Origin of the sequence: Arthrobacter sp. SLBN-100, assembly GCF_006715305.1 — a bacterium.
GTDB lineage: Bacteria > Actinomycetota > Actinomycetes > Actinomycetales > Micrococcaceae > Arthrobacter.
Genome location: NZ_VFMY01000001.1, coordinates 1,523,302 through 1,549,569, shown reverse-complemented (window position 1 = coordinate 1,549,569; position 26,268 = coordinate 1,523,302). Strand labels below are relative to the sequence as shown.

The window sequence follows — 26,268 nt, the reverse complement described above, 5'->3', positions numbered from 1 at the left end:
AGTAACCACGGCGTCGCAGTGCGGGAGATGACCCCCGACGACGTCATCGCGGTCAGCGTCCTGGAGCAGCGGCTTTTCCCGGTGGATGCCTGGCCCCTGCACATGTTCTATGACGAGCTGGCCCAGCCGGAAACCCGCTGGTACCTCGTAGCTGAGGGCAGCGACGGCATTGTGGGCTATGCCGGGCTGATGTGCATCGAACCCATCGCGGACGTGCAGACTATCGCCGTCGTACCTGAATACGAAGGGCGCGGTATTGGCACCGCACTGCTGACCAGCCTGATCGAGGAGGCGCGCCGCAGGTACGCCGCCGATCTCCTCCTGGAGGTCCGGGCCGACAACCCGCGGGCCCAGCAGCTGTACCTGCGCTTCGGATTCGAACAGATCCACGTCCGCCCCCGCTATTACCGCGACGGCGTTGACGCCCTCATCATGCGGCTCCAGCTGACGGGCCCCGCCGGCCCGGAAGCGGAACAGGAAACAGGAAACCACCCATCACCGGAAGCAGGCCAGCCATGAACCGCCCGCAGCCCTTGGTGCTCGGCATCGAATCGTCCTGCGACGAAACCGGCGTGGGCATTGTCCGGGGGACCGCCCTCCTGACCAACACCGTCTCTTCCTCAATGGACGAGCATGTCCGGTTCGGCGGGGTCATCCCCGAAATCGCCTCACGCGCCCACCTCGATGCCTTCGTCCCCACCCTCGAGCAGGCGCTCTCGGACGCCGGTGTAACGCTTGACGAGGTGGATGCCATCGCCGTCACCTCGGGCCCCGGTCTGGCCGGCGCCCTCATGGTTGGTGTCTGTGCTGCCAAGGCACTCGCTGTGGCCACCGGAAAGCCGCTCTACGCCATCAACCATCTCGTCGCGCACGTGGGCGTGGGCCTGCTCGACGGCAAGGAAGGGCAAGCGCCCGAGCTGCCCCAAAACCTCGGCGCCCTGCTGGTCTCCGGCGGGCATACCGAAATCCTGAAGATCAACAGCATCACCGACGACGTGGTCCTCCTCGGCTCCACCATCGACGACGCAGCCGGCGAAGCGTACGACAAGGTGGCCCGCATCCTTGGCCTCGGCTACCCGGGCGGGCCCGCCATCGACAAGATGGCCCGTACCGGCAACCCCAAGTCCATCCGCTTCCCCCGCGGCCTCAGCCAGCCCAAGTACATGGGCACCGCCGATGAACCCGGCCCGCACCGTTACGACTGGTCCTTCAGCGGTCTCAAGACGGCGGTGGCCCGGTGCGTTGAGCAGTTTGAGGCGCGCGGCCAGGAAGTTCCGGTCGCGGACATTGCAGCCGCTTTCCAGGAAGCCGTGGTGGACATCATCTCCTCCAAGGCCGTGCTGGCGTGCCGGGAGCACGGGATCACGAATGTGCTGCTGGGCGGCGGTGTGGCGGCAAACTCGAGGCTCCGCGAGCTGACCGGACAGCGCTGCGCCTCCGCCGGGATCAGGCTGCACGTGCCACCGCTGGACCTTTGCACGGACAACGGCGCCATGGTGGCGGCACTGGGTGCGCAGCTGGTGATGGCCGGGGTGGCACCGAGCGGAACCGGGTTCGCCCCCGACTCGTCCATGCCGGTTACAGCGGTGTCCCTCCCCGCCTGAACCCCGCGCGGGGAGGAGGGGCAGCGGGGTGCCCCTATGTTTTTCGTCAAGCAGGCATTCCGTCCTGCCGGCATACAGCGTGGGTGTGGAACTCAGAAGCCTCTGGTCCTGATGCCTCTGCCGGCGTATATTCCGTCCATGGAAGAGGATCCCGTTGAGACGAACCCAGCGAATTATCGGGTGGCTTTTGAAAACGAACGTGTCCGCGTGCTTGAGTACAGCGACTCACCCGGACATACCACCACAGAGCACAGTCACCCCGACAGCGTGATGATTACGGTCAGTGCTTTCCGTCGCCGTATTTCTTCGAACGGAAAGTCCGTGGATGTGGAGCTGCCCGCCGGAGTCGCCCGGTGGTTGCCGGCCCAGCACCATTCCGGGGAAAACATCGGAGAAACAGACACGCATACGTTCTTTGTGGAGCTCAAGGAATCCCCGCGGGCTGCAGACGATGAAGCGGAGCAACTGGGACCAGTCGAGCCCTAGGAAATGCCCCCCCGCGCGCCCAATCCTCTCCCCCCCTGATTTCGGTCTCTCCGTGATCCCTTTGACGAGTAGAAGGAGCAGCTGATGAGTGCGACAGGCAATGACCTGCCTCTGCAGTCCGATGTACCGACTCTCGGACGCGAGGGTTTCGTCGGAAGGTTCTATACCTCCGGCCGCTGGTCAGTGAAACCGGGTCACGAGGAGGCATTCGCAAGGGCGTTCGCGGAATCGGGCGTAAAGGATGTGGATCCTCCAATTCGTGGGCTTCTTCAGCGTCCACGGCTACTTCGCGATCTCAGGCAGCCCGGGAGCTATCTCAGCTACGCCGTGTGGGAGAGTCGGGAAGCGATCGAGGAGTTCAGGTCCCGGCCGGATTTTCCGGCAATGATCGCGCGGATGAAAGAACATCTGGATGACATGCAAATTTCCACACTGGAACTGGTTCTCGGTGAGGAGCTGACGGACATGGGGCTGGATTCCTGACAACTACCTCATCGTTCGGCTGGAAGGCAACCGTCAGGCGGTGGGGCCGTTCCGCATCTGCTTGACGAGGTCCAGCACCACGGCCTGGAGGTCCCCGCCGTGCTCGGCGGCCACCCGGCGCTGGCGCTGGTATCCCGCACCACGGCGGATGATCTTTTCGACGTCGGCCAGCTCATCCGGGCAACCCAGCTTCGCGGCCACTGGCTCAAGCCGGTTCAGGGTTTCGAGCAGGTGGTCAGTGACCAGCTGCTCCTTGCCCGCCGCGTCCAGGATGATGATGGCATCCAGGCCGTAACGCGCGGCCCGCCACTTGTTCTCCTGTATATGCCAGGGCGGCATGGTGGGGATGGTCCCGCCGTTGTCCAGGGTGGTGGAGAACTCATCCACCAGGCACTGGGTCAGGGCCGCGATGGCGCCCACTTCCTCCAGGGTGGCCAGGCCGTCGCAGATGCGCATCTCGATAGTGCCCAGGTTCGGCACAGGCCGGATGTCCCAGCGGATTTCCGAGAGGGTATCAATCACCCCGGTGGTGAACATGTCCTGCACATAGGACTCGTATTCTTCCCAGGAGCGGAACTGGAAAGGCAGGCCGGCGGTGGGCAGCTGCTGGAACATCAGGGCGCGGTGTGATGCGTAGCCGGTGTCCTCCCCGCCCCAGAACGGGCTGGACGCAGAGAGTGCCTGGAAATGCGGGAAGTAGTTGACCAGCCCGTCCAGCACGGGAAGCGCCTTCTCGCGGCGGTCCAGCCCCACGTGCACGTGGACGCCGTAAATGACCATCTGGCGGCCCCACCACTGGGTGCGGTCGATGAGTTTGGCGTACCGGGCCTTGTCCGTGACGGGCTGCAGCTGGGGCGGGCTGAACGGATGGCTGCCGGCGCAGAAGAGTTCCACGCCCATGGGGTCAGTGATTTCACGGACCGCAGCGAGGGAGCGGCTGAGGTCCTCCTTGGCTTCGCCGGCGGTTTCGCAGATGCCGGTGACCAGCTCAACGGTGTTCAGCAGCAGTTCCTGCTTGATGTGCGGGTGCTCGTCATCCTCGTTCAGCTCAGGGTGCCGGGAGGCCACTCCGCGCAGCACCTGGTTGGCGACGGAGGCGAGTTCACCGGTTTGGCCGTCCACCAGCGCGAGCTCCCATTCCACACCGAGGGTCGATTGCCTCGATGCAGCGAAGTCGATCTTCACGCGTTTCCTCACTGTCCGGTTTGCCGCTGAGCACCCCGCTGACAGGCTGCTGCTGGCAGGCGCACGGATGGTTCAAGTCTAGTGCAGGGGTAGCATCGTATTGATGGCCCCGTTCCAACACCTGCGTGACAGTTTTCACAAATCCTTCCCCGTCCTGGCTGCAGCCTCCGCTGCGGTAGCACTCGCATCCTGCACCACCGCCCCGGCACCTGTCCCCGGACAGGCGCCGGCCACGACCGCCCCACGTTCCGCTTCACCGCGGACGACGCCGGCACCTGGCACTGATTCCCCGTCACCTTCTGCCACGGCGGACCCGGGCTCGCAGGCCTTGGGGTGGGGCCCGCAGCAGCGGGACCAGGACGCCGCTGCCGCGATGGTTGCCGTGATGTCGCCCGAACAGAAGGCCGGCCAGGTCCTCCTTCCCTTCTTTACCGGCACGGACCCCGCCGCCCATGCCGCCGTCGTCGAACGCCTGCACCTGGCCGGGTCCATCATCATGGGCGACAACGTCCCGCTTGACCCGCAGGGGAAGGTGGACCTCGCCGCCATGACCGCGATCAACCAGCGGCTCGCCCAGGCCACCAGGGCGGACGGCAGGCCGTGGCCCGGGATCATCGGCCTCGACCAGGAGGGCGGGATGGTGGCCCGTCTGGGGGCGCCGCTGACGGAATGGCCGGCGCCCATGAGCTACGGCGCTGCGGGCAGCGGCCCACTGGCACGGGAGGCGGGGCAGGGGCTGGCCGGTGAGCTGGTGCCGCTGGGCTTCAACACGGATTTCGCACCGGACGCCGACGTCACCATCGGCCCGAGGGATCCCACCATCGGCGCCCGCTCCATGTCCGGAGACCCGGGTGCAGCCGCAGGTTTGAGTGTGGCCTTCTCCCAGGGCATGCTGGCCGCGGGAGTGCTGCCCACTATCAAGCATTTCCCCGGGCACGGGTCCGTCACGGCTGATTCGCACCTGGATCTTCCCTCGCAGCCGGCCACCGTGGCCGAACTTCAAGCGCGCGACTGGAAGCCCTTCCAGGCCGCGATCGCCGCCGGAGCACCCATGGTGATGACCGGCCACATAGCCGTGCCTGCCCTGGAACCCGGGGTCCCGGCGTCGCTCTCCGCCCCCACTTACGCCGCACTGCGGGGACTCGGCTTCAAGGGCGTGGCAGTGACTGACGCCCTGAACATGGGAGCCGTGAACAAGCAGTACCCGGCAGGGTCCGCCGCCGTGAAGGCGCTGGCCGCGGGCGCCGACCTCCTGCTCATGCCCGCGGATGTCCAGCAGGCCCACGCTGCCATCGTTGGTGCCGTAGCCTCCGGTGCCCTCCCCGCCGCCCGGCTCGATGAAGCCGCCCTGCGGGTGGCAACCATGATGACCTGGCAGGGCCGGGCAGCAGCCGGGACCGGTGCGCCGCCAGGCACAGCGGCCGGGAGCGGGGCTGCGCTCTCCGCCAGGGTCTCGGCCGCGGCGGTAACTGTTCTATCCGGCCCCTGCAGCGGCCCACTCACGCCCGGCAGCGTGCAGGTGGCCGGAGGCAGCCCGGCGGACAGGGAACGGTTCGCCGCTGCTGCCGCCCGTGCCGGGCTCGCCGTCGGTTCCGGACCCGTGGTCAGCCTCTTGGGTTACGGCGGCCGCGCCGCCGCAGGGGACATCGCCGTCGCCCTCGACGCGCCATGGCCCCTGCACGATGCTGCCGCGCCCGTCAAGGTAGCCCTGTACGGCCGCACCCAGGCCGCTTTCGACGCCCTCGCTGCCGTCCTCGCCGGGCACGCGACGGCCCCCGGGAAGCTGCCTGCCGCCGTCGGAAGCTTCCCGGCCGGCACGGGGTGCCCCTAGCCCAACTGACTCCCACTTAACGTTGTCATTCGCGGACTTCAGTGCGTTGTCTGTCAGTCAGTCGGGCGGGAACGCGTTTAATGGTCAAGTGCCCATTCTGAATAAAGACATGACCCTCTGCATCTCGCTCTCGGCCCGGCCCAGCAACAACGGGACCCGGTTCCACAACCACCTGTACGAGCAGCTTGACCTGAACTGGATCTACAAGGCGTTCGCCCCCACCAACCTTGCGCAGGCCATCGCCGGGGTCCGCGGGCTGGGCATCCGCGGATGCGCCATCTCCATGCCGTACAAGGAGGACGTGATCGCCCTCGTGGACGAGATGGACCCCTCGGCCAAGGCCATCGACTCCGTCAACACCATCGTGAACACGGACGGGCATCTCAAGGCCTACAACACCGACTACACCGCAATCGAACAGCTCCTCGCGTCCAACAACGTCCCCACGAGCTATTCCGTGCTGGTCCAGGGGTCCGGCGGCATGGCCAAGGCAACGGTGGCCGCGCTCCGGGACGCCGGGTTCGCCGACGTCACGGTCCTCGCGCGGAACGAAACCGCCGGCCAGGCACTCGCCGAACAGTACGGGTTCCAGTGGCGTCCGGAATTCAACGGCGGAACGGCGGATCTGATTATCAATGTGACACCTATCGGTATGGCCGGCGGAACCGAATCGGACACCCTGGCCTTCCCGCAGGAGACCGTCGACGCAGCCAGGGTGGTCTTCGACGTGGTGGCCCTGCCCGCCGAGACGCCGCTGATCAAGGCAGCACGTGCCGCCGGAAAGCCTGTGATCACCGGAGCGGAAGTGGCCACCATCCAGGCGCTGGAGCAGTTTGTGCTCTACACCGGCGTACGGCCCACCCCTGAACAGGTGCGCGTGGCCGAGGAGTTCATGCGCGCCCAGTAGCGGCAGGTCCCGAGTGCTGCAGTGCCTTAGACCGGCTCCACCACGATGGCCACCCGGTCCTCCCCGATGCGGGTCAGGACCAGGGTGGCCGTTTTGCTGCCGGCCCTTTTCGCAGCTGCCTTTCCGGCGGGGAGCAGCTGCTTGCGCAGTTCCTCGGGCGTGACGGCGGTGCCGCGCTTCTTGATGTCCAGCACGCCGATGCCCTCCGCCTTCACCCAGGCCTTGAGCGCCTTGACGTTGTACGGCATCACTTCCAGGACTTTGTAGGCCCGCGCGAAGGGCGTGTCCACGAGTTGCGGGGCGCAGATGTAGGCAATGTGTTCGTCCACCAGGTGCCCGCCCAGCTGGTGCGCGACGTCGGCCACCAGCCCCGCGCGGATCACTGCACCGTCGGGCTCGTACAGGTAGCCCTCCACCGGACCCAGCGGGGCGGCAGGACCGGCGCCGAAGTCTTCGCCGCTGGTCAGTTCGGCTGCACCGCCGGCTCCCAGGACCAGGGCGGCCCTGCGGATTCCGGGCCTGCGCACGGCGTTGAACCACAGCGCAACTTCGGTCACGTCCCCGGCCACGGAAACCCATTGGGCTTCACAGCCGGCCGGTACGGAATCATGGGGCATGCCCGGCCCCATCTTGACCCCGACGGCGCGGCCGGACGCCGCGAGGGACTCAACAAAGGACAGCGGCGGTGAAAAGGCCTCGGGATCCCAGATGCGTTTGGTGCCGGACGTGGAGGTGACCCGGCGGGCAGGATCCAGCCAGACGCCGTCGATCCCCTCCAGCGGAACTGAGGTGGCGTCCGCATGGACCACCGTGGCGTTGGAGAACGGGATGAGGTTCACCGTGGCGCAGGCCGCCGTCGTCTCATCCATTTCCACGGCGGTGACGTTGATGTCCAGCGACGCCAGCGCCAGCGAGTCGGCGGCCAGGCCGCACCCCAGGTCCGCCACGTGGCGGATTCCTGCTTGGGCGAACCGCTGGGCGTGGCGGGCGGCAACGGTGAACCGGGTTGCCTGTTCCAGTCCGGCCTGGGTGAACAGCATGCTCCGGGCGAACTCGCCGAACTTCGCTTCGGCCTTGGTGCGGAGCCTGGACTGGGTCAGGACGGCGGAGACCAGTTCGGGGGAGTGCCCGGCCTTGCGCAGCGCCGAGTTGAGCTCAAAGGAGGTGTCCTCCCGGTACGGGCCCAGCGACGCCAGCAGGTCCCAGCCTTCGGGAGTGAGCAGTGGCGCGATCTGGTCCTGGGAAGCGTGAGGCATGCGTTCCAGCCTAGTGGAGGAGGTCCCGGGGGGGGGATGCGGATAGTGTTGAAACCATGGAAGAGAGCGCAGGCCCCCGGAAGTACGAAGAACCAGCCAAGGACAGGGGCCCGGCCAGGTTCGCCCGGACTGCACTGATTGCCGGCGCCCTGGTGGCGGTGGTATGCATCGGGCTCCTGGTGGTGATCTTCTTCCTGGATACGTTCAACGCCACCGTCTACTCCGTGGGCGGCAACGACATCTCAGGCGATACCCAGGAAGCGCAGGACATCCGCGGGCTGTACGACGGTGCCCGCGCCGGAAGCATTGCGGTGCTGGTGGCCGCACTGCTGGCCTCGGCAGCGGCAGGGGTGGTCCTTTACCGGGTGCGGAATTCCGCGGCGGGCGGGGGCGACGGCGGGGAGGACGTCGGCTTCGACGACCTCGGACGCTGAGGGCCGCCGGCACTGGTCAGCAGGACTCCCGAAATCACCAGGACGCCGCCTAAGACCTGCGGAAGGGTGATGGGCTGGCCCAGGGCGAGAGTGATGATCGCGGTGAACACGGCAATGAGGTTCAGGTAGTTGCCCGCATTGGCCGCAGTGGTGCGCTTCAGGGCAAGGTTCCAGAGCAGATAGGAACCCAGCGACGGAAACAGGGCAATAAAGGCAAGGGACCAGCCCTCCGACGCCGTGCGGGGCAGGCCGGCCCCGGTAATGAGGGCCAGCGGGCTGAGGACGACGGCGGCCAGCGCCACCTGGACCGCGGTGGACGTGATCGCGGGTACATCAACCGTGCGCCCGATGATGGTGTAGAGGCCCCATACGGTGATGGCCGCGAGGATCAGCAGCTCGCCCCTGTTGATGGAGAAGGTCAGCAGCCGGTGGATGTCGCCGCCTGTGAGGACCAGCAGGACGCCAACCAGGCCCAGTCCGATTCCCGCCCAGCCCAGCGGGCGCGGCCTGTCGTGCAGCAGGACCACGGCCAGCACCACAATCAGTGCAGGGTTGGCTGCCGTCACCAGCGAGGCGTTGAGGGCTGAGGTGTGGCCCAGTGCGCTGTACAGCAACAGTGTGTAGGCGCTCATGCCCAAGGAACTCAGGAGCAGCAGGACCGGCCAGCGGCGCAGGACGCTCCGCCAGTCCGGGCGCTCCACGGTGTGGGCGAGCACCAGCAGCGGCACCGCTGCCAGGGTCCACCGCCAGTAGGTCAGCTGCAGCGGCTGCATGGTTTCCATGGCGGCATGGCCGACGACGAAGTTTCCGGCCCAGAAGAGGGTGGCAAGGATGAGGTAGGCAGCGGCTCGCACCGGTCAAATGTACACATGGACGGTTCGCAGATGACGAAACGCTGGCACTCGCCTTGACCGAGTGCTAACCCTTACATAGAGTCTTCATTAGCACTCTCCCTAGGAGGGTGCTAACACATGAAGAGCTGCCAGCCAGGCTGCTGCCGGCACCGCGACGACGGTTTGCCAGCCACGGCGGGAAGCTTTCCAGTCCACGAATTTGCTGACGAAAAGGAGAGGTCCGAGTGTCGGTCTCTATTAAGCCTCTTGAGGATCGTATTGTTGTCCGCCCGCTCGAAGCCGAGCAGACCACGGCTTCCGGCCTGGTCATCCCGGACTCCGCGCAGGAGAAGCCCCAGGAAGGCGAAGTTGTTGCAGTAGGCCCCGGCCGCTTTGACGACAACGGCAACCGCGTCCCGCTCGACGTTGCCGAGGGCGACGTTGTTATCTACTCCAAGTACGGCGGAACCGAAGTCAAGCACAGCGGCACCGAATACCTCGTGCTGTCCGCCCGCGACGTCCTGGCGATCGTCGTAAAGTAACTCTTCGGATCCCCGTGCCGCTGGTCATGCCTTCTGCTGGTCAGCTGCGCGGGGTTCTGTCTTGAAAGGACTGAACCATGGCAAAGCAGCTTGCGTTTAACGACGCTGCCCGCCGGTCTCTTGAAGCCGGCATCGATAAGCTCGCCAACACCGTCAAGGTGACGCTGGGCCCGCGCGGCCGCAACGTCGTCCTGGACAAGAAGTGGGGTGCGCCCACCATCACGAACGACGGCGTCACCATCGCCCGCGAGGTTGAACTGGACGACCCGTACGAGAACCTTGGCGCCCAGTTGGCCAAGGAAGTTGCCACCAAGACCAACGATGTTGCCGGCGACGGCACCACCACCGCAACGGTCCTGGCCCAGGCCCTGGTCAAGGAAGGCCTGCGCAACGTAGCGGCAGGCGCCGCTCCCGGCGAGATCAAGCGCGGCATCGAGGTTTCCGTTGAAGCCGTCGCCGCCCGCCTGCTGGAGAACGCTCGTCCCGTCGAAGGACAGGTGGCCGCCGTTGCAGCCATCTCCGCCCAGAGCGAAGAGGTGGGCGAGCTCCTGGCTGAGGCCTTCGGCAAGGTCGGCAAGGATGGTGTGATCACCATCGAGGAATCCTCCACCACCCAGACCGAACTGGTCCTCACCGAGGGCATGCAGTTCGACAAGGGCTACCTGTCCCCGTACTTCATCACGGATGCGGACCGCCAGGAAGCCGTCCTCGAAGACGCCCTCATCCTGATCAACCAGGGCAAGATCTCCTCGCTGCAGGAGTTCCTGCCGCTGCTGGAGAAGGCCCTTCAGGCCGGCAAGCCGCTGTTCATCATTGCTGAAGACGTTGACGGCGAGGCACTGTCCACGCTGATCGTCAACCGCATCCGCGGCACCCTGAATGTCGTTGCCGTCAAGGCTCCGGGCTTCGGCGACCGCCGCAAGGCCATGCTGCAGGACATCGCCACCCTCACCGGTGCACAGGTTGTGTCCCCGGAGCTGGGCCTGAGCCTGGACACCGTTGGCCTCGAGGTGCTGGGTACCGCCCGCCGCATCACGGTTACCAAGGACAACACCACCATCGTTGACGGCGCCGGTTCGTCTGAGGACGTGGCAGCCCGCGTGGCGCAGCTGCGCGCAGAGCTGACCCGCACCGACTCCGACTGGGACAAGGAAAAGCTCCAGGAGCGCCTGGCCAAGCTGGCCGGTGGCATCGGCGTCATCAAGGTCGGTGCAGCCACCGAGGTTGAGCTGAAGGAAAAGAAGCACCGCATCGAGGACGCCGTGTCCTCCACCCGCGCTGCCCTCGAAGAAGGCATCGTGGCCGGTGGCGGCTCTGCCCTGATCCACGCCCTCAAGGCACTGGATGAGGACCCTGCCGTCAAGGCGCTCGAAGGCGACGCCGCCGCTGCTGTGGGCATCGTCCGCCGCGCGCTGGTCCAGCCGCTGCGCTGGATCGCCCAGAACGCCGGCTTCGACGGCTACGTCATCACGTCCAAGGTTGCCGACCTCGACACCAACCACGGCTTCAACGCCAAGTCGGGCGAGTACGAGGACCTGATCGCCGCCGGCGTGATCGACCCCGTCAAGGTCACCCGCGCAGCCCTCCGCAACGCAGCGTCCATCGCTGCCCTGGTTCTCACCACCGAGACCCTTGTAGCAGAGAAGCCTGCCGAGGAAGACGAGCACGCAGGCCACAGCCACTAGCCTGCAGTCCCCATAAAAACCGGTCCAGCATCCCGCTGGGCCGGTTTTTTGGTGTCCGGCGAAGGTTCCCGGGCTACGTGGCCGCCATGTCCCGTGTCTCAACATCGCCCGCGCGCTCGTACACCAGCGACACCGACCCCTTGGGAAAGCTGCGCGCGGGCTCGGCGAGGCGGAAGGCGGCGGGGATGGTCCCGGCGTCGAAGAGACGCTTGCCCTGCCCCAAGGTCACCGGATAGAGCCAGAGGTGGAGGCGGTCCAGCACGTTGGCCGCGAGCAGTGAACGGATGAGGACGCCGCTGCCGAACATGTGCACCTCGCCGTACTCTTCGCGGAGCCTTCCCGCAGCCGTGGCATCCGGCAGCACCTTGGTGCCCGCCCAGCCGGGAGCGGCCAGGCTATGGGACACGACGAACTTGGGCACCCGGTTGAGCGTGCCCCCGATCTCGTCGGACTGGTGGGGCCAGTAGGCGGCGAAGATGTCATAGGTTTTCCGGCCCAGAAGCAGGGCGTCAATCTTGGCGATCTCCTCGCCGATGGCCGCGCCGGCCTCGTCATCGGACACCGGCGCCTGCCAGCCGCCGAAGGTGAAGTTGCCCTCAGTGTCCTCTTCCCGGCCGCCGGGCGCCTGATACACGCCGTCCAGGGTAAGGAACAGGTTCGCAACGATGATTCCCACGGGTCCAGTGTGGGGCAGCCCCCGGGCCCTGTCCAGAGTCCTCGTGGCAGACTGATCCCATGCTGCTCGACGAGCTTGTGAAGACCGCGGATGCCGTGACGTCCACCCGCTCCCGGCTTGCGAAGGTGGAGGCACTGGCAGACCTGCTGCGCCGGCTGGAACCCGCCGAGATCGCGACGGCGCTGGGCTTGCTGGTTGCCAAGCCGCGCCAGGGCCGGGTAGGGATAGGCTGGCGCGGCATGTCAGCGGCGATGGGGGAGCCGGCTGTTGAGCCCAGTCTTACTGTGGCCGACCTCGACGCTGCTTTCGACCGGCTGCTCGGGGCTGCCGGCGCCGGATCCACCGCCGAGCGCGCCGCGACCCTCCGGACGCTCACCGCGGCAGCCACGGAACGAGAGCAGGCATTCATCGCCGGCGTGCTGCTTGGAGAATTGCGGACCGGTGCGCTGGAGGGTGTGCTGACGGACGCCGTGGCCCGCGCCGCAGACCGGCCCGTGGACGCCGTACGCCGCGCGGCCATGCTCTCCGGGGATCTGGGCGGAACCGCCCTGCTGGCGCTCACCGGCACGGCGGCCCAGCTGGACGCCGTCGGCCTCGTGGTGGGCCGTCCGGTGCAGCCCATGCTCGCCGCAACCGCAGCCAGCGTGCCCGCGGCGCTGGAGGTCACGGGGGAAGCGTCAGTGGAATACAAGCTCGACGGCGCACGCATCCAGGTGCACCGCGTCGGCGACGATGTCCGCATCTACACGCGCACCCTGGCTGAAGTAACCCATCGGCTGCCGGAGGTGGTGGACGTGGTGCGAGGGCTGCCGGTGCGCGATGTGATCCTCGACGGCGAGACCCTCGCCCTCGATGAGGACGGCGGGCCGCGGCCCTTCCAGGAGACCATGTCCCGCTTCGGCGCTGACGCGGCGCGCACCACCCTGCTGCACCCGTGGTTCTTCGACGTGCTGCACATCGACGGGCGCGACCTGCTGGACGAACCGCTGTCCACGCGCATCAGCGTGCTCGAACGCATCGCCCCCGGGCACCGGATTCCCGGGGAGGTCACGGCCGACGCTGCTGTTGCCGAGCGGGTGTCCCGCGATGCGCTCGCCGCCGGCCACGAGGGTGTGATGGTGAAGGCGGTGGGCTCCGCCTACGCTGCCGGCCGTCGCGGCTCCAACTGGATCAAGGTGAAGCCGGTGCTCACCTACGACCTGGTGGTGCTTGCCTGCGAGTGGGGGTCGGGACGGCGCACCGGGCTGCTCTCCAATCTGCACCTGGGCGCGCTTGATCCCACGGGCGAGTTCGGGAAACCCGGCGGTTACGTGATGGTGGGCAAAACTTTCAAAGGCCTCACGGACGCGCTGCTGCAATGGCAGACCGGGCGGTTCCAGGAGCTGGAGGTGCGGCGCACCGCGGGCACCGTCTGGGTGGAACCCGTCACCGTGGTGGAAATCGCGATTGACGGCGTGCAGCAGTCCCCGCGCTATCCGGGCGGAATCGCACTTCGCTTCGCGCGCGTCAAGCGCTACCGCGACGACAAAACGGCGGCGGAGGCGGACACCATTCAGACGCTGCGCGCGCTGCTGCGTTCGTAACCAGGCGCTTGTCTCACCCGTGCCGCGGGCGTACCGTGGCGCTTAAGTGCCGTTGCGTGCAGGGCGCGGCGACGGGGCCCGGCTGGGCGGGTGGTATCCGAAAGGAGGCCTGGTGTCAGCTGAGACGGGCATCGACCAGGGCAGGTCAGCATTCCGCGAAAACCGCTGGACCGAGGCCTATGAAAACTTCCGCGACGCCGACCAGCGGGGCGGGCTGCCTGCACCTGACCTGGAACGGCTCGCCACCGCCGAGATACTGACCGGCAATACGGCCGCAGGACTGGAAACCCTCACCCGCGCCCACGAAGAGTACCTGGTTGTCGGCGACATCGTTGGTGCCGTCCGCTGCGCCGGCTGGATGGGGATGCACCTGATGCATCTGCGGGAAACGTCCCGGGCCGGCGGCTGGTTCGCCCGCGGGCAAAGGCTCTCGGATGAGCTGGACGCGCCACACTCCGTCCAAGGGCTCCTGCTCGTGCCGGTGGCATTGGGCAAGCTCTACAGTGGCGACCCTGCCGGTGCCCTGCAGACCTTCGCCCAGGTTGCGGACATTGGCCAGAAATTCCAGGACAAAGACGTGTCGGCGCTGGCCCTCATCGGTATGGGCCAGGCGACACTTATGCTGGGGCGCAACGACGAGGGCCTTCGAATGTTCGACGAGGTTATGGTGGCCGTGACAGCGGGAGAACTGTCCGCGGTCCCGGCCGGAATTGCCTACTGTGCAGTCATTGGCAACTGCCACCTGGCCTTCGACCTGGAACGGGCCCTGGAATGGACGGCGGCGCTTGACCGCTGGTGCCGTACCCGCTCGGACATGGTGACGTTCAGCGGCCAGTGCCAGTCGCACCGGGCCGAGCTCTTTCGGCTGCATGGAGCCTGGGCCGAGGCGCTGGAGGCGGCGGCCATAGCTCAAGGCCGTTCCACCCAGGGCGATCCGCAGGCGCTTTACGGGGGCTACTACCAGCAGGGAGAAGTGCAACGGCTCAGGGGCGACCTGGACGCGGCCGCGGCTTCTTACCGGGAAGCGGCCCGAAGCGGCTACGAGCCACAGCCTGGCCTTGCGCTCCTCTCCCTGGCGCGCGGGGACGCGAAGCAGGCGCAGTCCATGATCCGCAGGGCCGCCGGCGTTGCGGACACAGCCACCCGCCGCCATCTGTTGCCTGCCCTGGTGGAGATCGAACTCGCCGCCTCAGATGTGGAAGCGGCACGGCGCGGCGCCGACGAGCTGGCAGCCTTCGCCCGGGAATGCCCCATGCCCATGGTCCGTGCGGTGGCCGGCCAGGCCGAGGGGGCCGTCCGGCTCGCCGAGGGTGATCCGGCGGGCGGCGCACCAGCCATCAGGCAGGCCTGGAAGCTGTGGCGCGAACTCGGTGTGCCGTATGAAGCCGCGCGCTGCCGGGTCTTGATCGGCTGTGCTTGCCGCGCTCTTGGCGACGAACCGTCAGCGCTCATGGACTTCGAGGCCGCACACGCGGAGTTGCTGGAACTGGGTGCAGCGCCCGCGGCAGCCTGGGCGGCGTCGCTCATGCGGGAAGGCGCAGATGGCGCCAGGGGACCGCTGTCCCCGAGGGAAACCGAAGTGCTTCGGCTCGTTGCCACCGGCAAGGGGAACCGCGCCATCGCCGCCGAACTCTATCTCAGTGAGAAGACCGTGGCCCGGCACATCAGCAATATCTTCCTGAAGCTGGGCCTGTCCTCCCGGGCCGCCGCCACCAGGTATGCCTTTGAGCACCGGATCGCGGGATAACGCCGGGACTGCGTAAAAATACCCATCAAGCCCTGAGTACAATTTGCATGATTTGGGCGACGCGGAGCAGCAGGCCCCGGCCATAGCCTCAAAGCATGAACCTTCCAGTCCTTGCCGGCACGCTTTCCACGGTGCTGTTTGCCGCAGGAATGCTGCCCATGCTGGCCAAAGCCGCCCGTACGCGGGACCTTGCCTCCTACAGCCTGGGGAACCTGGTCCTGAGCAATGTGGCCAACGCGGTGCACTCCGTTTATGTGTTCCACCTCCCGGCCGGACCCATCTGGGTCCTCCACCTCGCCTACGTCCTGGCCTCTGCCCTGATGCTTGCCTGGTGGCTGCGCTACAGGGAACCGGAAAGGCGCGTCGGAGCGGCCATGCCAGCGGGACAACAGGAAGGCTCAGCCGCAGGAATCCCTGCCAGTGAAATAGGAGCAAAGCCATGAACAACAGCAACGTGACCGGCATGCTGGACACGATGGTCATTGGAGGGGGACAGGCCGGCCTTGCCATCGGCTACCACCTCAAGGAGCAGGGTCGGAAGTTTGTCATCCTTGACGCGAACCCCCGGGTCGGGGACGCATGGCGGCAGCGGTGGGATTCGCTCCGCGTGTTTACCCCGGCCAAGTACAACGGCCTGCCCGGATTCCCGTTCCCCGCCGATCCGCTGTCCTTCCCCACCAAGGACGAGGTAGCCGATTATCTCGAAGGATATGCCGCCGCCTTGGACCTCCCGGTGTGCACCGGCGTCCGGGTGGAGCGTCTCTGGCAGGACGGGGAGCGCTACATCGCAGCCTCCAACGGCAACCGCTGGGAAGCCCGGAACGTGGTGGTGGCCAACGGAGCAGAGCGCCGGCCCAAAGTCCCGGCCTTCTCCGCCGATGTGTCACCGGCCATAGTCCATTTCCATTCCAGCGCCTACAAAAATCCGGGCCAGCTGCAGGACGGGCCTGTCCTGGTGGTGGGACTGGGGAACTCAGGCGCCGAAATCGCCCGTGAGGTCTGCCGCACCCACCCCACCTTCGTAGCCGCAAGGGCTCCCAGTGAAATCCCCGTGAAGCATGGCCGCACTGCAGCGCGCTTCTTCCTGCCGATCGTGCGGTTCGCCGGCCTGCACGTCCTCAGCCTTGGCACGCCCGTGGGCCGCAAGGCCGCACCGGCTCTCAAAGCTCAGGGTACCCCACTGATCCGGACCAAAGCCAAGGATCTCGCGGCTGCCGGCGTCCATTTCGTGCCGCGGGTTGCCGGTGTCGCCGATGGCCGGCCGGTCCTGGCTGACGGATCGCGGCCGGAGGTAGCAAACATCATCTGGTGTACCGGTTTCCGGGACGACTTCGACTGGATTGATCTTGGGTTGCTGGACGCCGGGGGAGGCCTGCAGCAGCACCGCGGCGTAGTACTGAACTCGCCGGGCCTGTTCTTGCTGGGACAGAATTTTATGTACTCCGTGGCATCGGCAACTTTCCCGGGGATCGTCCGCGACGCGCGGTACCTGGCAGGGAAAATACCCCAATTGGATAGAATCGATGTTTTGTCCATGCGCCAGTGAGGTCTATTTGTGTCGGTAGCGAGAACAGAGGCTGCAGCCAAACCCCTGCCCGGAGCCACAACCAAGGGCCGGAAGCCAACCTTCCGGCCCGAGGTGCAGGGGCTCCGGGCGCTCGCCGTGCTGATGGTGGTGGCCTACCATGTGTGGCTGGGCCGGGTATCCGGCGGAGTGGACATTTTCCTGCTGATCTCTGCCTTCCTGCTCACACTTTCGTTCGTCCGGAAAGCCGAAGCGGGGCGCCCGTTCGGACTCCTGGCGCACTGGCTGCACCTGTTCAAGCGGCTGTTGCCGGCCGCCGTCGTGGTGATCCTGGGCGTCCTTGCCGGAACGTGGCTGATCCTGCCGCAGAGCCGCTGGCCGCAGGTGCTGGACCAGGCCTGGGCGTCGCTGCTGTACAGCCAGAACTGGCTGCTCGCCGACACCGCCGTTGACTACTACGCCCAGGACCACGCCGGCGCCAGCCCCCTCCAGCACTTCTGGTCGCTCTCCATCCAAGGCCAGGTGTTCATCCTCTGGCCGGTGATCTTCGCCAGCGCTGCGGGGCTGCTGGCGCTGTTGCGCCGGGTTCCGGGCGGCGCCCGCGTGACCTACCGTGGACTGCTGGCGGTGGTCTTCGCCGCGGCGTTCGCCTTTTCGCTCGCCTACTCGGTGGAGCAGACGGCCAGCAACCAGGCGTATGCCTACTTCGATACCCGCGCCCGCCTGTGGGAGTTCGCGCTGGGGTCCCTGCTGGCCCTTGCGCTGCCCTACCTCAAACCGGGACGAGGGCTGCGGGTGGTGCTGGGCTGGGCGGGGCTGGCGGCCATGGTCTCCTGCGGACTGCTGCTGACCGTGGACCGTTCCTTCCCCGGATACGTGGCGCTCTGGCCCACGCTGGCCGGTGCGGCCATCATCACCGCCGGGCAAACCGGCAGCCGCTTCGGCGTGGACAGGTTCCTCAGCAGCAAACCGCTGGTGGCGCTGGGGGACAATTCCTACGCCCTGTACCTGTGGCACTGGCCTGTCCTGGTATTGGCGCTCGCCGCCACCGGGGTCGAGGCGCCCAACCTGGTCCAGGGCCTGGCAATCGTTGGAGCGTCCGTGGTCCTGGCCGTCCTCACCACCCGCTTCGTGGAAAAGCCGCTGCGGGACTGGCACTGGCCCAAGCTGCGGGCCCGGCGCACCGCCGTCGTGATTATTGCCTGCGGCGCCCTGCTGGCAGGTCCCGTGGCCGTCTGGCAGACCACGCTTACCGCAGAGGAAAGCGCGACGGCGGCGCAGCCGCGGGAGCTCACGCCCGGGGCGGCGGCGCTCAGTCCGGAGAACGCCGCGGTACCCGCTGCCGATGCCAGGATCATCCCGGGCCCCGCCGCGCTGGACAATGACTGGGCAGGCATCCAGGCTCCGTGCGTCGGCGCCAATGCCACCAGCAATCCCATCCTGGAGGGCTGCCGGCAGGCAGTCCCGGAAGGGGAAGTGACCAAGCGCATTGTGGTCCTGGGTGATTCGCACTCACAGCAGTACCTGGGCGCCCTCGCCCCCATCGCGGCCGCGCGCGGCTGGGAACTGGTGACGCTGCTGATGCCGGCCTGCCGCTTCGGCGCCGAATCGGAAACCCGGAATGCCGAATGCAACGCGTACAACCAGGCCAGCGCCGCCTACGTCCTGGAACACCGGCCGGAGGCGGTGTTCACCGTGGCATCGCTGACGCATGAGGAAGCGCCATTCGAGACCGAGGTGCCGGCGTACCTGGACGGCGTGCGGCCGTTCGCCGACGCGGGCATCGAGATTGTGGGGATCCGGGACAACCCGCGGTTCACCTTCAACATGCCCGAGTGCGTCCAGCGCAACGGCGCGGATGCCCACGAGTGCAGCGTTCCCCTGGCGGAATCCCTGGCGGACCCGTCCCCGCTGGAGGGCTACCGGGGCAAAGTCGAGGGGCTCCACCTGATGGACCTGAGCGACTTCATCTGCGCGCGCGGCATCTGCCCGGGGGTGGTGGGAAATGTGTACGTCTATAAGGACGACAACCATCTCACCCGGACCTACGTTGAGACCATGATCCCCATGTTTGAACAGCGCCTCCTCGCCGCGACAGGCTGGAGCTGACCGCGGGGAGCTGGTCGCGGGGCCCACGCCCGCCGGTGGGTGGGGGCCGTGCGGTTGCTCACATTGGGCGCATGGAATAGGGGGATCGGCGCCGAGGTTCTAATATTTACTCAACACTTTCTGACCTCCGGATTGCCGTATGACGCGGTGGTCTTCACAATCTTCTGCACAGGCCAGTCCCGTAATGACGGGCTGGTCATCGGCTGCAACCCCTACCCGCACGCAACCAAGGTAAGAGGCGCACTCATGACCGAGCCCGAACACAACCCCTTTGGCTTCATCGGCCTGACCTACGACGACGTCCTGCTCCTTCCAGGCCACACCGAGGTCATCCCCTCCGAAGCCGACACGTCCTCCCGGATTTCCAAGCGGATCACCGTGCAGACGCCCCTGCTCTCCGCCGCCATGGACACCGTGACCGAGTCCCGGATGGCCGTCGCCATGGCGCGCCAGGGCGGCCTGGGCGTGGTGCACCGCAACCTGTCCATCGCTGACCAGGCGGACCAGGTGGACCGCGTCAAGCGCAGCGAATCGGGTATGATCACCAACCCGCTGACCATCCGCCCCGAGGCCACACTGCGCGAACTGGACGACCTGTGCGCCCAGTACCGTGTGTCCGGCCTGCCGGTGGTTGACGAGGACAACCGCCTGCTGGGCATCGTCACCAACCGCGACACCCGCTTTGTCCCCGAGTCCGACTTCCCGCTGCGGCTTGTCAGCGACGTGATGACCAAGATGCCGCTGGTCACCGGGCACGTGGGCATCAGCCGTGAAGAGGCCTCGCACAAGCTGGCCACCAACAAGATCGAAAAACTGCCCCTGGTGGATGAGCAGGGCCGGCTGAAGGGCCTGATCACCACCAAGGACTTCACCAAGGCAGAGCAGTACCCGCTGGCCACCAAGGACGACGAGGGCAGGCTCCGCGTGGGCGCAGCCATCGGCTTCTTCGGGGACGGCTGGGAGCGCGCCATGGCACTGGTCGATGCCGGCGTCGACGCCCTGTTCGTGGACACCGCCAACGGCCACTCGCAGGGCGTACTGGACATGATCCGCCGCCTCAAGTCCGATCCCGTGGCGGCGCATGTGGACGTCATCGGCGGCCAGGCCGCCACCCGGGAAGGCGCCCAGGCCCTGATCGACGCCGGTGCCGACGGCATCAAGGTGGGCGTGGGGCCGGGTTCCATTTGCACTACGCGCGTGGTGGCCGGTGTGGGCGTCCCCCAGATCACCGCCATCTACGAATCCGCCAAGGCCGCCATCCCGGCCGGTGTGCCGCTGATCGCCGACGGCGGCCTGCAGTACTCGGGCGACATCGGCAAGGCCCTGGTTGCCGGCGCTGACACCGTGATGCTCGGCTCCCTCCTGGCCGGCTGCGACGAGTCCCCGGGTGAGCTGATCTTCGTCAACGGCAAACAGTTCAAGTCCTACCGCGGCATGGGATCCCTCGGTGCCATGCAGTCCCGCGGCAAGAACACCTCCTACTCCAAGGACCGCTACTTCCAGGCGGACGTCTCCGGCGACGACAAGCTGATCCCCGAAGGCATCGAAGGCCGTGTGGCCTACCGGGGTCCCTTGGCCTCCGTGGCGTACCAGCTCGTGGGCGGCCTGCGCCAGACCATGTTCTACACCGGTGCCCCCACCGTGGCCGAGCTGAAGGCCCGGGGCAAGTTCGTCCGGATCACCCCGGCCGGGCTGAAGGAATCACACCCCCACGACATCCAGATGACCGTCGAGGCGCCGAACTACGGATCACGCTGATCCTGACGGTTTGATGCTGCGGAGGAGGTGGGGAATTTCCCCACCTCCTCCCGCATTTTAAGCCCCCTATACGGCCGCTTGGAGTTCCGGCGAAAGCTCATAGAGGGTCGGGGGATTGGCCCCCGGCCGCCCGACCGTAATCGCGGCGGCCTTCGAGGCTGTCCTGCCCAAGGTTTCGAGGACGGAAGGCGCCAACCCATCGGTGCTCCGGCAGAGGAGCCCATAGATCAGGGCTGCCATGTAGGAATCGCCCGCCCCGATGGTGTCTGCCACTACGGTTCGAACGGAAGGAACCTGCACTCGAGTGGCCGGTGTTGCCAGCAGCGAACCGGCCGGGCCCATGGTGATCACGGCCAGGCCTGCACCGAGTTCCAGGATCCGCGAAGCGGCGTCCTCAAACTGCAGCCGCGGGTAAAGCCACTGGGCGTCCTCGTCGCTCAACTTGATGACGTCCGTCAGGGGAGCCAGGTCTTCGAAAATAGCGAGGGCCTCCGCGTGGCTGCCCAAGAGGGCGGGACGGATATTGGGGTCGTAAGAAACCAGGCATTCGCGGTGCGCCTGATCCAGGAGACCCCTGACGGAACTGGCTCCCGGCGCCAGGAAGCTGGCGATCGAGCCGGTGTGAAGCACCTTGGGGAAGTAGGCGGGGTGTACCGGCGGCAGCTCCCAGGAAACGTCGAATTCGTAGCTGGCGGAGCCATCAGTACCCAACGTGGCAGTGGCGGAAGCCGTCCGGCCTGCTGACTTTGACCCGGGCAGCAGCGCGACTCCGGCGCCGCCGAGGTGACGCTCGATCAGGGCGCCGCGTTCGTCGTCGCCAATTGAGGTCAGGAGACTGGTTCGTACGCCCAACCTTGCCAGGCCGTAGGCCACGTTGGCCGGAGAACCGCCGGGGTGCTCCACCCTGCCTTTGGAGGTGCTGACGACGTCGACAAGGGCTTCGCCAACCACGATGACATCGGGAGTGTCGGCGTTGGCGCCGGGGCCAGTGGCCTGGAGCATGTGAGCAAACTTTCGTGAAGCCGGGCGCGGACCTGCCGCCGGGGCAGGCGAACAGGTCCGCGAACCGGAAGGAGAATGGGGGGTAGCGGTTGAACGATGGTCAGGCTGTGGCCGCGCCGGTCATGATGGCCACCGCGTCCGTCATGCTGTGCGACTTCGGGGTGATGGTGGCAGCGCATTTGCCGAGGCGCTGGATGTGGATCCGGTCAGCGACGTCGAACACGTGCGGCATGTTGTGGCTGATCAGGATGACGGGAAGGCCACGGTCCCGGAGGTCCCGGACCAGCTGGAGGACCTGGTTGGACTCCCGCACGCCGAGCGCCGCCGTCGGCTCATCCAGCACTACCACCTTGGAACCGAACGCTGCTGCCCTGGCCACGGCCACGGCCTGGCGCTGGCCACCGGAAAGGTTCTCGACCGGGACGGTGACGTCCTGGAGCGTCGAAATTCCGAGGCGGGTGAGCTCCTCCTTCGCCTTGCGGCGCATGCCTTTGGTGTCCAGGACCCGGAACACCTTTCCGAGCGGTCCGGGCAGGCGTTCCTCCCGGCCGAGGAAGAGGTTGGACGCAACATCGAGGGCGGGCGACACGGCGAGGTTCTGGTAAACGGTCTCGATTCCATGGGCACGGGCGTCCTGCGGCCGCTTGAAGTGCACCTGTTTCCCGGAGAGGTGAAGCTCGCCGGAATCCGGCACTTCGGCGCCCGTGAGGCACTTGATCAGCGTGGACTTGCCTGCGCCGTTGTCACCGATGATGGCCAGCACTTCACCGGGGTAGAGGTCCAGGCTGACGCCGTCCAGGCCAACAACCTTGCCGAAGGTCTTGACGAGGTTGCGCGCCTTGAGGATCGGCTGCCGGGTTTTGGTGGCGGGGGATTCAAGCCCGGTGGAGGTCATGACTTCACCTTTCGGATCCACTGGTCGATGGAGACAGCGATGATGATGAGGACGCCGACGGCGAGGGTCTGGAACAGCACGTCCAGCCCGGCCAGGGAAAGCCCGTTGCGGAACACGCCCACGATCAGCGCTCCGAGGAGGGAGCCCCAGACTGAGCCGCGGCCGCCAAAGAGGCTGGTTCCGCCGATCACGACGGCGGTAATCGAGTCCAGGTTCAGGTCCACGCCCGCGTTGGGGCTTGCTGCGTTGGTGCGGCCGATCTGGATCCAGGCCCCCATCGCGAGGACGGCGCCCGCTGCAAGGTAAACGCTCATCAGGACGCGGTTCACGGGGATACCGGCCAGACGGGCGGCCTCCTTGTCATCGCCCACTGCGTAAACGTGCCGTCCCCAGGCGGTCTTGCCCAGGATGAAGGCAACGGCCACGTAGAGCAGGAGCATCATCACCACGCCGGTCGAGATGCGCACCGGGCCCACCGGGAAGGTGCTGCCCATCCAGGTGAGCAGGCCCGGCATGCTGGAGCCGCGGACAGTGGAACCGCCCGAGTACAGCAGCGTCAGCGCGATGAAGATGTTCAGGGTTCCCAGGGTCACGATGAACGGCGGGAGCCGGAACCTGGTCACCAGGAAGCCGTTGGCCGCACCCGCTGCCAGCCCGACGACGAGTCCCCCCAGAAGTGCGACCGGGCCGGGAAGGCCGTTGCTGACCGCCAGTTGCGCCACCACCATCGAGGACAGGATCATCACGGCGCCGACGGAGAGATCGATTCCTGCCGTCAGGATGATGAGGGTCTGCGCGATGGCCAGGGTCCCGACGACGGAAACCTGCTGGGTGATCAGGGAAAGGTTCTCGAACCGGAGGAAGCGGTCATTGAGGAGGCCGAACACCACCACTGCGACGAGCAGCACGATCGCCGGGCTCAGTGCCGGGTAGCGGTGCAGGACATTGCGGATCCGGCTCAGCGGGGTTTGGCGGTCAAGGAACTCTTCGGCCAGGTCCGGTCCGGTAACCGGCGGGCCTGCTGTCTGTTGCTTGGTCACGATTGCTCCTGTCACAGTCCGGACTTACTTGCCCCAGCAGATCTGGGTGGCGTCAGCGGTGGTCATGCTCTTGATGCCGTCAGCGGCCTTGTCCGTGACAAGCTCCACCCCGGTGTTGTAGAAGTCCAGCCCGGGGGAGTTCTCCGGCTTCTTGCCGGTCTTGGCGAGTTCCACGATGGCTTTGACGCCCAGTTCGGCCATCTTCACCGGGTACTGCTGGGCTGTGGCGCCGATGACGCCGGACTTGACGTTGTTGACACCGGCACAGCCGCCGTCAATCGAGACGATCAGCACGTCCTTTTCCTTGCCGGCTGACTTCAGTGCTTCATAGGCGCCGGCGGCTGCCGGCTCGTTGATGGTGTAGACAACGTTAATGTTCGGGTTCTTGGACAGCAGGGTCTCCATGCCGGTGCGGCCGCCGTCCTCGTTGCCTCCGGAGGCCTGGCTGCCCACGATCTCGTACTCGCCACCCTTGCCGGCGGTGTACTTGCCTGTTTTGGCTTCGTCACCGTTCTTCTTGGCGTCCGCGGTGTCGATGCCGAGTCCGGAGAGGAAACCCTGGTCGCGGTTGTAGTCCACGGACACGATCTTGTCGTCAAACAGGTCCAGGAGGGCGATGGTGGCCTTCTTGCCGGCAAGCTGCGTGCCAGTCCACTTGCCGATCAGCTCGCCGGCGGCGAAGTTGTCGGTGGCGAAGGTGATGTCGGCCGCGTCGGCCGGGTCCGGCGGAGTGTCCAGGGCGATGACGAACAGGCCGGCGTCCTTGGCCTTCTTCAGGGCATCGACGACGGACGGACCGTTAGGGGTGATGAGGATACCTTTGTCGCCCTTGGAGATTGCGTTTTCGATGGCCTGGATCTGGGTATCCTCATCGCCGTCGGCTTTGCCGGCCGCGAGCTTCAGGTCCACGCCGTCGGCCGCTGCCGCCTTCTTGGCGCCGTCCTGCATGGAAACAAAGAAGGGGTTGGACGTGGTTTTGACGATCAGCGAGACACCGATTTTATCGGCCGAACTGCCCTCGGTGGATCCGCCGGCAGAGGAACTGCCACCGCATGCCGACAAGCTGAGGGCGCCGAGAGTCAGGACGGCCCCCATTGCGAGCAGACGGGTGGCGGTGGTCCGCGGGGTCTTGGAACTCAACATTGAATCTCCTGTGGTAGGGCACTGACCGTGCCTGACAACGATGTCAAACAAGAGGTAATCAGCATCACACTGTAGAGTCAAGTAAGAACGGACCATGAAGAGCGAGGTTGTGACAACGATGTCAGATCGTTATCAAGTAGAGATGAATAAGGACCGGCCTACGATGCGCCACGTGGCAGCCTTGGCGGGAGTCGGCATCAAAACCGTTTCCCGGGTCATAAATGACGAGGCCGGGGTTTCCGAAGCCACCCGCCAGCGGGTCCTGGGAGCTTCCCGACAGTTGAACTACCAGCTGGACATGGCCGCGGGAAGCTTAAGGCGCGCCGGGCGGAAGACCTTGTCCATCGGCCTGCTCCTCCCCAGCGTCGCCAACCCGTTCAGCAGCGAAATCCATCGCGCGTTGGAGGACCCGCTCACCGCGAGGGGCATCGCCGTTTTCGCGGCAAGCATCGATGACGATCCGGAGAGGGAAAAGGCCCTGGTTGCCGCTTTCCTCGGGCGGCGGGTCGATGGCCTGGTGGTCACACCGATCGCACGGAGCCAGGCATACGTCATCCCGGAGCACTCACGCGACTTGCCGCTCGTCTTCATCGACCGTGAGCCGGTGGGGATCGACGCCGACGCCGTAGTGACGGACAACGCAGCCGGCTCCGCGCGTGCCGCAGCCCACCTGCTGAAACACGGACATACCAAGGTGGCCTACCTGGGCGACCGCCCGGATATCCAGACCGCCAGGGAGCGGCGGCGGGGATTCATGGAAGAACTTGCCCGGGCCGGTGTTGCCACGTCAAGTGTCCAGGTCCGCGAGGGCCTCCATGATGAGGAGCTGGCCCGCCGGGCCGCGCATGAGCTCTTTGACTCCGACAACCCGCCCACAGCCATCTTCTCCAGCCAGAACCTGGTGACGTTCGGCGTCATGAGGGCGCTCCGCGAACGCGGAGCCAGCCAGAAGGTGGCGCTGGTGGGCTTCGACGACTTCGCGCTCGCCGACATGATGGAACCCGGAATTACCGTCATCGCGCAGCATCCCGAGCGGATCGGGAAACTCGCCGCCGAGCGGTTGCTCGCCCGCATGGACGGCGACGACCGCGCTCCGCAGACTTACGTCATTCCCTCCGAACTGATCGTGCGTGGCTCGGGCGAGCTGCCGCCGTCGAACTGACCCTCCACCGAAAGAAGGAAATCCATGGCCAAAACCCTGTATGCCGAATTCACCGTTAAGCGCGGAAGCGAAGAGCGCGTCGCGGAGATGATGCGGGAACTGGCGGAGCACGTGCGCCGCGAACCGGGCAACGAACTTTTCCTTCCCTATACCCGGGAGTCCAACCCGCGTGAGTACTTTGTCTTCGAGGTGTACCGGGACGACGACGCCTTCCAGTCGCACATCACCGCTGAGTACGGAGCCACATTTAATGCCGAGCTCGCAGGACACATCGAAGGGGACGGTTCAGTCCTGACCTGGCTGCAACCGGTGGAATAGTCCCGCTGGAGGCTTCGGCAGGCTCGAATACCGGATACCGGTGGCTGAGCCTGCCGAAGCCTGC

General features: G+C 66.4%; 25 protein-coding genes. 17 read left to right on the top strand and 8 right to left on the bottom strand.

Going from position 1 to position 26,268, the window contains the following annotated elements; all coding sequences use genetic code 11:
* Window positions 1–27 precede the first annotated feature (27 nt).
* From rimI to FBY31_RS07145, 4 genes are all read left to right on the top strand, one after another.
* Window positions 28–519: a ribosomal protein S18-alanine N-acetyltransferase gene (rimI, locus tag FBY31_RS07160; protein WP_142045149.1), complete on the top strand. Its 492-nt coding sequence runs from the start codon at window positions 28–30 to the stop codon at window positions 517–519.
* Complete coding sequence (gene tsaD, locus FBY31_RS07155; RefSeq protein ID WP_142038643.1) at window positions 516–1,604, top strand: tRNA (adenosine(37)-N6)-threonylcarbamoyltransferase complex transferase subunit TsaD; 1,089 nt, start codon at window positions 516–518, stop codon at window positions 1,602–1,604. Before rimI ends, tsaD begins: the two co-directional genes overlap by 4 nt.
* A 180-nt stretch (window positions 1,605–1,784) precedes the next feature.
* Window positions 1,785–2,090: a cytoplasmic protein gene (locus FBY31_RS07150; protein ID WP_235012957.1), complete on the top strand. Its 306-nt coding sequence runs from the start codon at window positions 1,785–1,787 to the stop codon at window positions 2,088–2,090.
* Between the two features lie 84 nt (window positions 2,091–2,174).
* A complete protein-coding gene (locus FBY31_RS07145) occupies window positions 2,175–2,573 on the top strand; it encodes an antibiotic biosynthesis monooxygenase family protein (RefSeq protein WP_142038637.1) in 399 nt (132 codons plus the stop codon).
* Between the two features lie 33 nt (window positions 2,574–2,606).
* Here the strand turns inward: FBY31_RS07145 and FBY31_RS07140 are convergent, their stop codons facing one another.
* Window positions 2,607–3,758: a glutamate--cysteine ligase gene (locus FBY31_RS07140; RefSeq protein ID WP_142038634.1), complete on the bottom strand. Its 1,152-nt coding sequence runs from the start codon at window positions 3,756–3,758 to the stop codon at window positions 2,607–2,609.
* A gap of 385 nt (window positions 3,759–4,143) precedes the next feature.
* Between FBY31_RS07140 and FBY31_RS07130 the strand changes: the two genes are divergently transcribed.
* Window positions 4,144–5,589, top strand: coding sequence for a glycoside hydrolase family 3 N-terminal domain-containing protein (locus FBY31_RS07130; RefSeq protein WP_142038631.1), 1,446 nt, complete (start codon window positions 4,144–4,146; stop codon window positions 5,587–5,589).
* An 88-nt stretch (window positions 5,590–5,677) separates the two neighbouring features.
* Complete coding sequence (locus tag FBY31_RS07125; RefSeq protein WP_268815629.1) at window positions 5,678–6,496, top strand: shikimate 5-dehydrogenase; 819 nt, start codon at window positions 5,678–5,680, stop codon at window positions 6,494–6,496.
* Window positions 6,497–6,522: 26 nt separating this feature from the next.
* Here the strand turns inward: FBY31_RS07125 and FBY31_RS07120 are convergent, their stop codons facing one another.
* Window positions 6,523–7,752 (bottom strand): class I SAM-dependent methyltransferase, encoded by a 1,230-nt coding sequence (locus tag FBY31_RS07120; protein WP_142038628.1) that lies wholly within the window; start codon window positions 7,750–7,752, stop codon window positions 6,523–6,525.
* Window positions 7,753–7,808: 56 nt separating this feature from the next.
* Here FBY31_RS07120 and FBY31_RS07115 point away from each other — a divergent pair, with 56 nt between their 5' ends.
* Complete coding sequence (locus FBY31_RS07115) at window positions 7,809–8,186, top strand: hypothetical protein (RefSeq protein ID WP_142038625.1); 378 nt, start codon at window positions 7,809–7,811, stop codon at window positions 8,184–8,186.
* Here FBY31_RS07115 and FBY31_RS07110 read toward each other — a convergent pair.
* Window positions 8,111–9,040 carry a DMT family transporter gene (locus tag FBY31_RS07110; RefSeq protein ID WP_142038622.1) on the bottom strand — a complete coding sequence of 310 codons (930 nt, stop codon included), beginning with the start codon at window positions 9,038–9,040 and terminating at the stop codon, window positions 8,111–8,113. The two genes, FBY31_RS07115 and FBY31_RS07110, sit on opposite strands and share 76 nt — an antisense overlap.
* A 224-nt stretch (window positions 9,041–9,264) precedes the next feature.
* Between FBY31_RS07110 and groES the strand changes: the two genes are divergently transcribed.
* The gene (gene groES / locus FBY31_RS07105) at window positions 9,265–9,561 is read left to right on the top strand and encodes a co-chaperone GroES (RefSeq protein ID WP_050054380.1); all 297 of its coding nucleotides are present in this window, start codon (window positions 9,265–9,267) and stop codon (window positions 9,559–9,561) included.
* A gap of 77 nt (window positions 9,562–9,638) precedes the next feature.
* Window positions 9,639–11,246, top strand: coding sequence for a chaperonin GroEL (groL, locus tag FBY31_RS07100; RefSeq protein ID WP_142038619.1), 1,608 nt, complete (start codon window positions 9,639–9,641; stop codon window positions 11,244–11,246).
* 73 nt (window positions 11,247–11,319) lie between these two features.
* Here groL and FBY31_RS07095 read toward each other — a convergent pair whose 3' ends face one another.
* Window positions 11,320–11,922 (bottom strand): dihydrofolate reductase family protein, encoded by a 603-nt coding sequence (locus FBY31_RS07095; RefSeq protein ID WP_142038617.1) that lies wholly within the window; start codon window positions 11,920–11,922, stop codon window positions 11,320–11,322.
* Window positions 11,923–11,981: 59 nt separating this feature from the next.
* On the opposite strand from FBY31_RS07095, the gene FBY31_RS07090 reads away from it, so the two are divergent.
* The 6 genes from FBY31_RS07090 (at window position 11,982) to guaB (ending at window position 20,644) form a co-directional block, all read left to right on the top strand.
* Window positions 11,982–13,505, top strand: a complete 1,524-nt coding sequence (locus tag FBY31_RS07090; protein ID WP_142038614.1) for an ATP-dependent DNA ligase — start codon at window positions 11,982–11,984, stop codon at window positions 13,503–13,505.
* A 112-nt stretch (window positions 13,506–13,617) separates the two neighbouring features.
* The gene (locus FBY31_RS07085) at window positions 13,618–15,252 is read left to right on the top strand and encodes a helix-turn-helix transcriptional regulator (RefSeq protein ID WP_142038611.1); all 1,635 of its coding nucleotides are present in this window, start codon (window positions 13,618–13,620) and stop codon (window positions 15,250–15,252) included.
* 95 nt (window positions 15,253–15,347) lie between these two features.
* Window positions 15,348–15,695 (top strand): hypothetical protein, encoded by a 348-nt coding sequence (locus FBY31_RS07080; RefSeq protein WP_142038608.1) that lies wholly within the window; start codon window positions 15,348–15,350, stop codon window positions 15,693–15,695.
* Window positions 15,692–16,798: a flavin-containing monooxygenase gene (locus tag FBY31_RS07075; protein ID WP_142038605.1), complete on the top strand. Its 1,107-nt coding sequence runs from the start codon at window positions 15,692–15,694 to the stop codon at window positions 16,796–16,798. Before FBY31_RS07080 ends, FBY31_RS07075 begins: the two co-directional genes overlap by 4 nt.
* Before the next feature lie 9 nt (window positions 16,799–16,807).
* Window positions 16,808–18,886 carry an acyltransferase family protein gene (locus tag FBY31_RS07070; protein ID WP_200833327.1) on the top strand — a complete coding sequence of 693 codons (2,079 nt, stop codon included), beginning with the start codon at window positions 16,808–16,810 and terminating at the stop codon, window positions 18,884–18,886.
* A gap of 246 nt (window positions 18,887–19,132) precedes the next feature.
* Window positions 19,133–20,644: an IMP dehydrogenase gene (gene guaB, locus FBY31_RS07065; RefSeq protein WP_142038602.1), complete on the top strand. Its 1,512-nt coding sequence runs from the start codon at window positions 19,133–19,135 to the stop codon at window positions 20,642–20,644.
* Window positions 20,645–20,710: 66 nt separating this feature from the next.
* On the opposite strand, the gene FBY31_RS07060 is transcribed toward guaB, so the two are convergent.
* The 4 genes from FBY31_RS07060 to FBY31_RS07045 form a co-directional block, all read right to left on the bottom strand.
* Entirely contained in the window at window positions 20,711–21,646 is a 936-nt protein-coding gene (locus tag FBY31_RS07060; protein ID WP_142038599.1) for a carbohydrate kinase family protein, read from the bottom strand.
* 100 nt (window positions 21,647–21,746) lie between these two features.
* Window positions 21,747–22,541 (bottom strand): ATP-binding cassette domain-containing protein, encoded by a 795-nt coding sequence (locus FBY31_RS07055; RefSeq protein ID WP_142038596.1) that lies wholly within the window; start codon window positions 22,539–22,541, stop codon window positions 21,747–21,749.
* The gene (locus FBY31_RS07050; RefSeq protein ID WP_142038592.1) at window positions 22,538–23,581 is read right to left on the bottom strand and encodes an ABC transporter permease; all 1,044 of its coding nucleotides are present in this window, start codon (window positions 23,579–23,581) and stop codon (window positions 22,538–22,540) included. Before FBY31_RS07050 ends, FBY31_RS07055 begins: the two co-directional genes overlap by 4 nt.
* Window positions 23,582–23,605: 24 nt before the next feature.
* On the bottom strand, window positions 23,606–24,724 hold the full coding sequence (locus FBY31_RS07045; RefSeq protein WP_142038589.1) for a substrate-binding domain-containing protein: 1,119 nt from the start codon (window positions 24,722–24,724) through the stop codon (window positions 23,606–23,608).
* A gap of 163 nt (window positions 24,725–24,887) precedes the next feature.
* Between FBY31_RS07045 and FBY31_RS07040 the strand changes: the two genes are divergently transcribed.
* The gene (locus tag FBY31_RS07040) at window positions 24,888–25,886 is read left to right on the top strand and encodes a LacI family DNA-binding transcriptional regulator (RefSeq protein WP_142038586.1); all 999 of its coding nucleotides are present in this window, start codon (window positions 24,888–24,890) and stop codon (window positions 25,884–25,886) included.
* 24 nt (window positions 25,887–25,910) lie between these two features.
* On the top strand, window positions 25,911–26,204 hold the full coding sequence (locus tag FBY31_RS07035; RefSeq protein ID WP_142038584.1) for a putative quinol monooxygenase: 294 nt from the start codon (window positions 25,911–25,913) through the stop codon (window positions 26,202–26,204).
* Window positions 26,205–26,268 lie beyond the last annotated feature (64 nt).

Bases quoted from the DNA above. Each gene is read 5' to 3' on its own strand.
- FBY31_RS07055 (WP_142038596.1), bottom strand. From the start codon at position 22,541: ATGACCTCCACCGGGCTTGAATCCCCCGCCACCAAAACCCGGCAGCCG.
- FBY31_RS07080 (WP_142038608.1), top strand. From the start codon at position 15,348: ATGAACCTTCCAGTCCTTGCCGGCACGCTTTCCACGGTGCTGTTTGCC.
- rimI (WP_142045149.1), top strand. From the start codon at position 28: ATGACCCCCGACGACGTCATCGCGGTCAGCGTCCTGGAGCAGCGGCTT.
- FBY31_RS07130 (WP_142038631.1), top strand. From the start codon at position 4,144: ATGTCGCCCGAACAGAAGGCCGGCCAGGTCCTCCTTCCCTTCTTTACC.
- FBY31_RS07040 (WP_142038586.1), top strand. From the start codon at position 24,888: ATGCGCCACGTGGCAGCCTTGGCGGGAGTCGGCATCAAAACCGTTTCC.
- guaB (WP_142038602.1), top strand. From the start codon at position 19,133: ATGACCGAGCCCGAACACAACCCCTTTGGCTTCATCGGCCTGACCTAC.
- FBY31_RS07045 (WP_142038589.1), bottom strand. From the start codon at position 24,724: ATGTTGAGTTCCAAGACCCCGCGGACCACCGCCACCCGTCTGCTCGCA.
- FBY31_RS07120 (WP_142038628.1), bottom strand. From the start codon at position 7,752: ATGCCTCACGCTTCCCAGGACCAGATCGCGCCACTGCTCACTCCCGAA.
- FBY31_RS07035 (WP_142038584.1), top strand. From the start codon at position 25,911: ATGGCCAAAACCCTGTATGCCGAATTCACCGTTAAGCGCGGAAGCGAA.
- tsaD (WP_142038643.1), top strand. From the start codon at position 516: ATGAACCGCCCGCAGCCCTTGGTGCTCGGCATCGAATCGTCCTGCGAC.
- FBY31_RS07115 (WP_142038625.1), top strand. From the start codon at position 7,809: ATGGAAGAGAGCGCAGGCCCCCGGAAGTACGAAGAACCAGCCAAGGAC.
- groL (WP_142038619.1), top strand. From the start codon at position 9,639: ATGGCAAAGCAGCTTGCGTTTAACGACGCTGCCCGCCGGTCTCTTGAA.
- FBY31_RS07060 (WP_142038599.1), bottom strand. From the start codon at position 21,646: ATGCTCCAGGCCACTGGCCCCGGCGCCAACGCCGACACTCCCGATGTC.
- FBY31_RS07090 (WP_142038614.1), top strand. From the start codon at position 11,982: ATGCTGCTCGACGAGCTTGTGAAGACCGCGGATGCCGTGACGTCCACC.
- FBY31_RS07075 (WP_142038605.1), top strand. From the start codon at position 15,692: ATGAACAACAGCAACGTGACCGGCATGCTGGACACGATGGTCATTGGA.
- FBY31_RS07145 (WP_142038637.1), top strand. From the start codon at position 2,175: ATGAGTGCGACAGGCAATGACCTGCCTCTGCAGTCCGATGTACCGACT.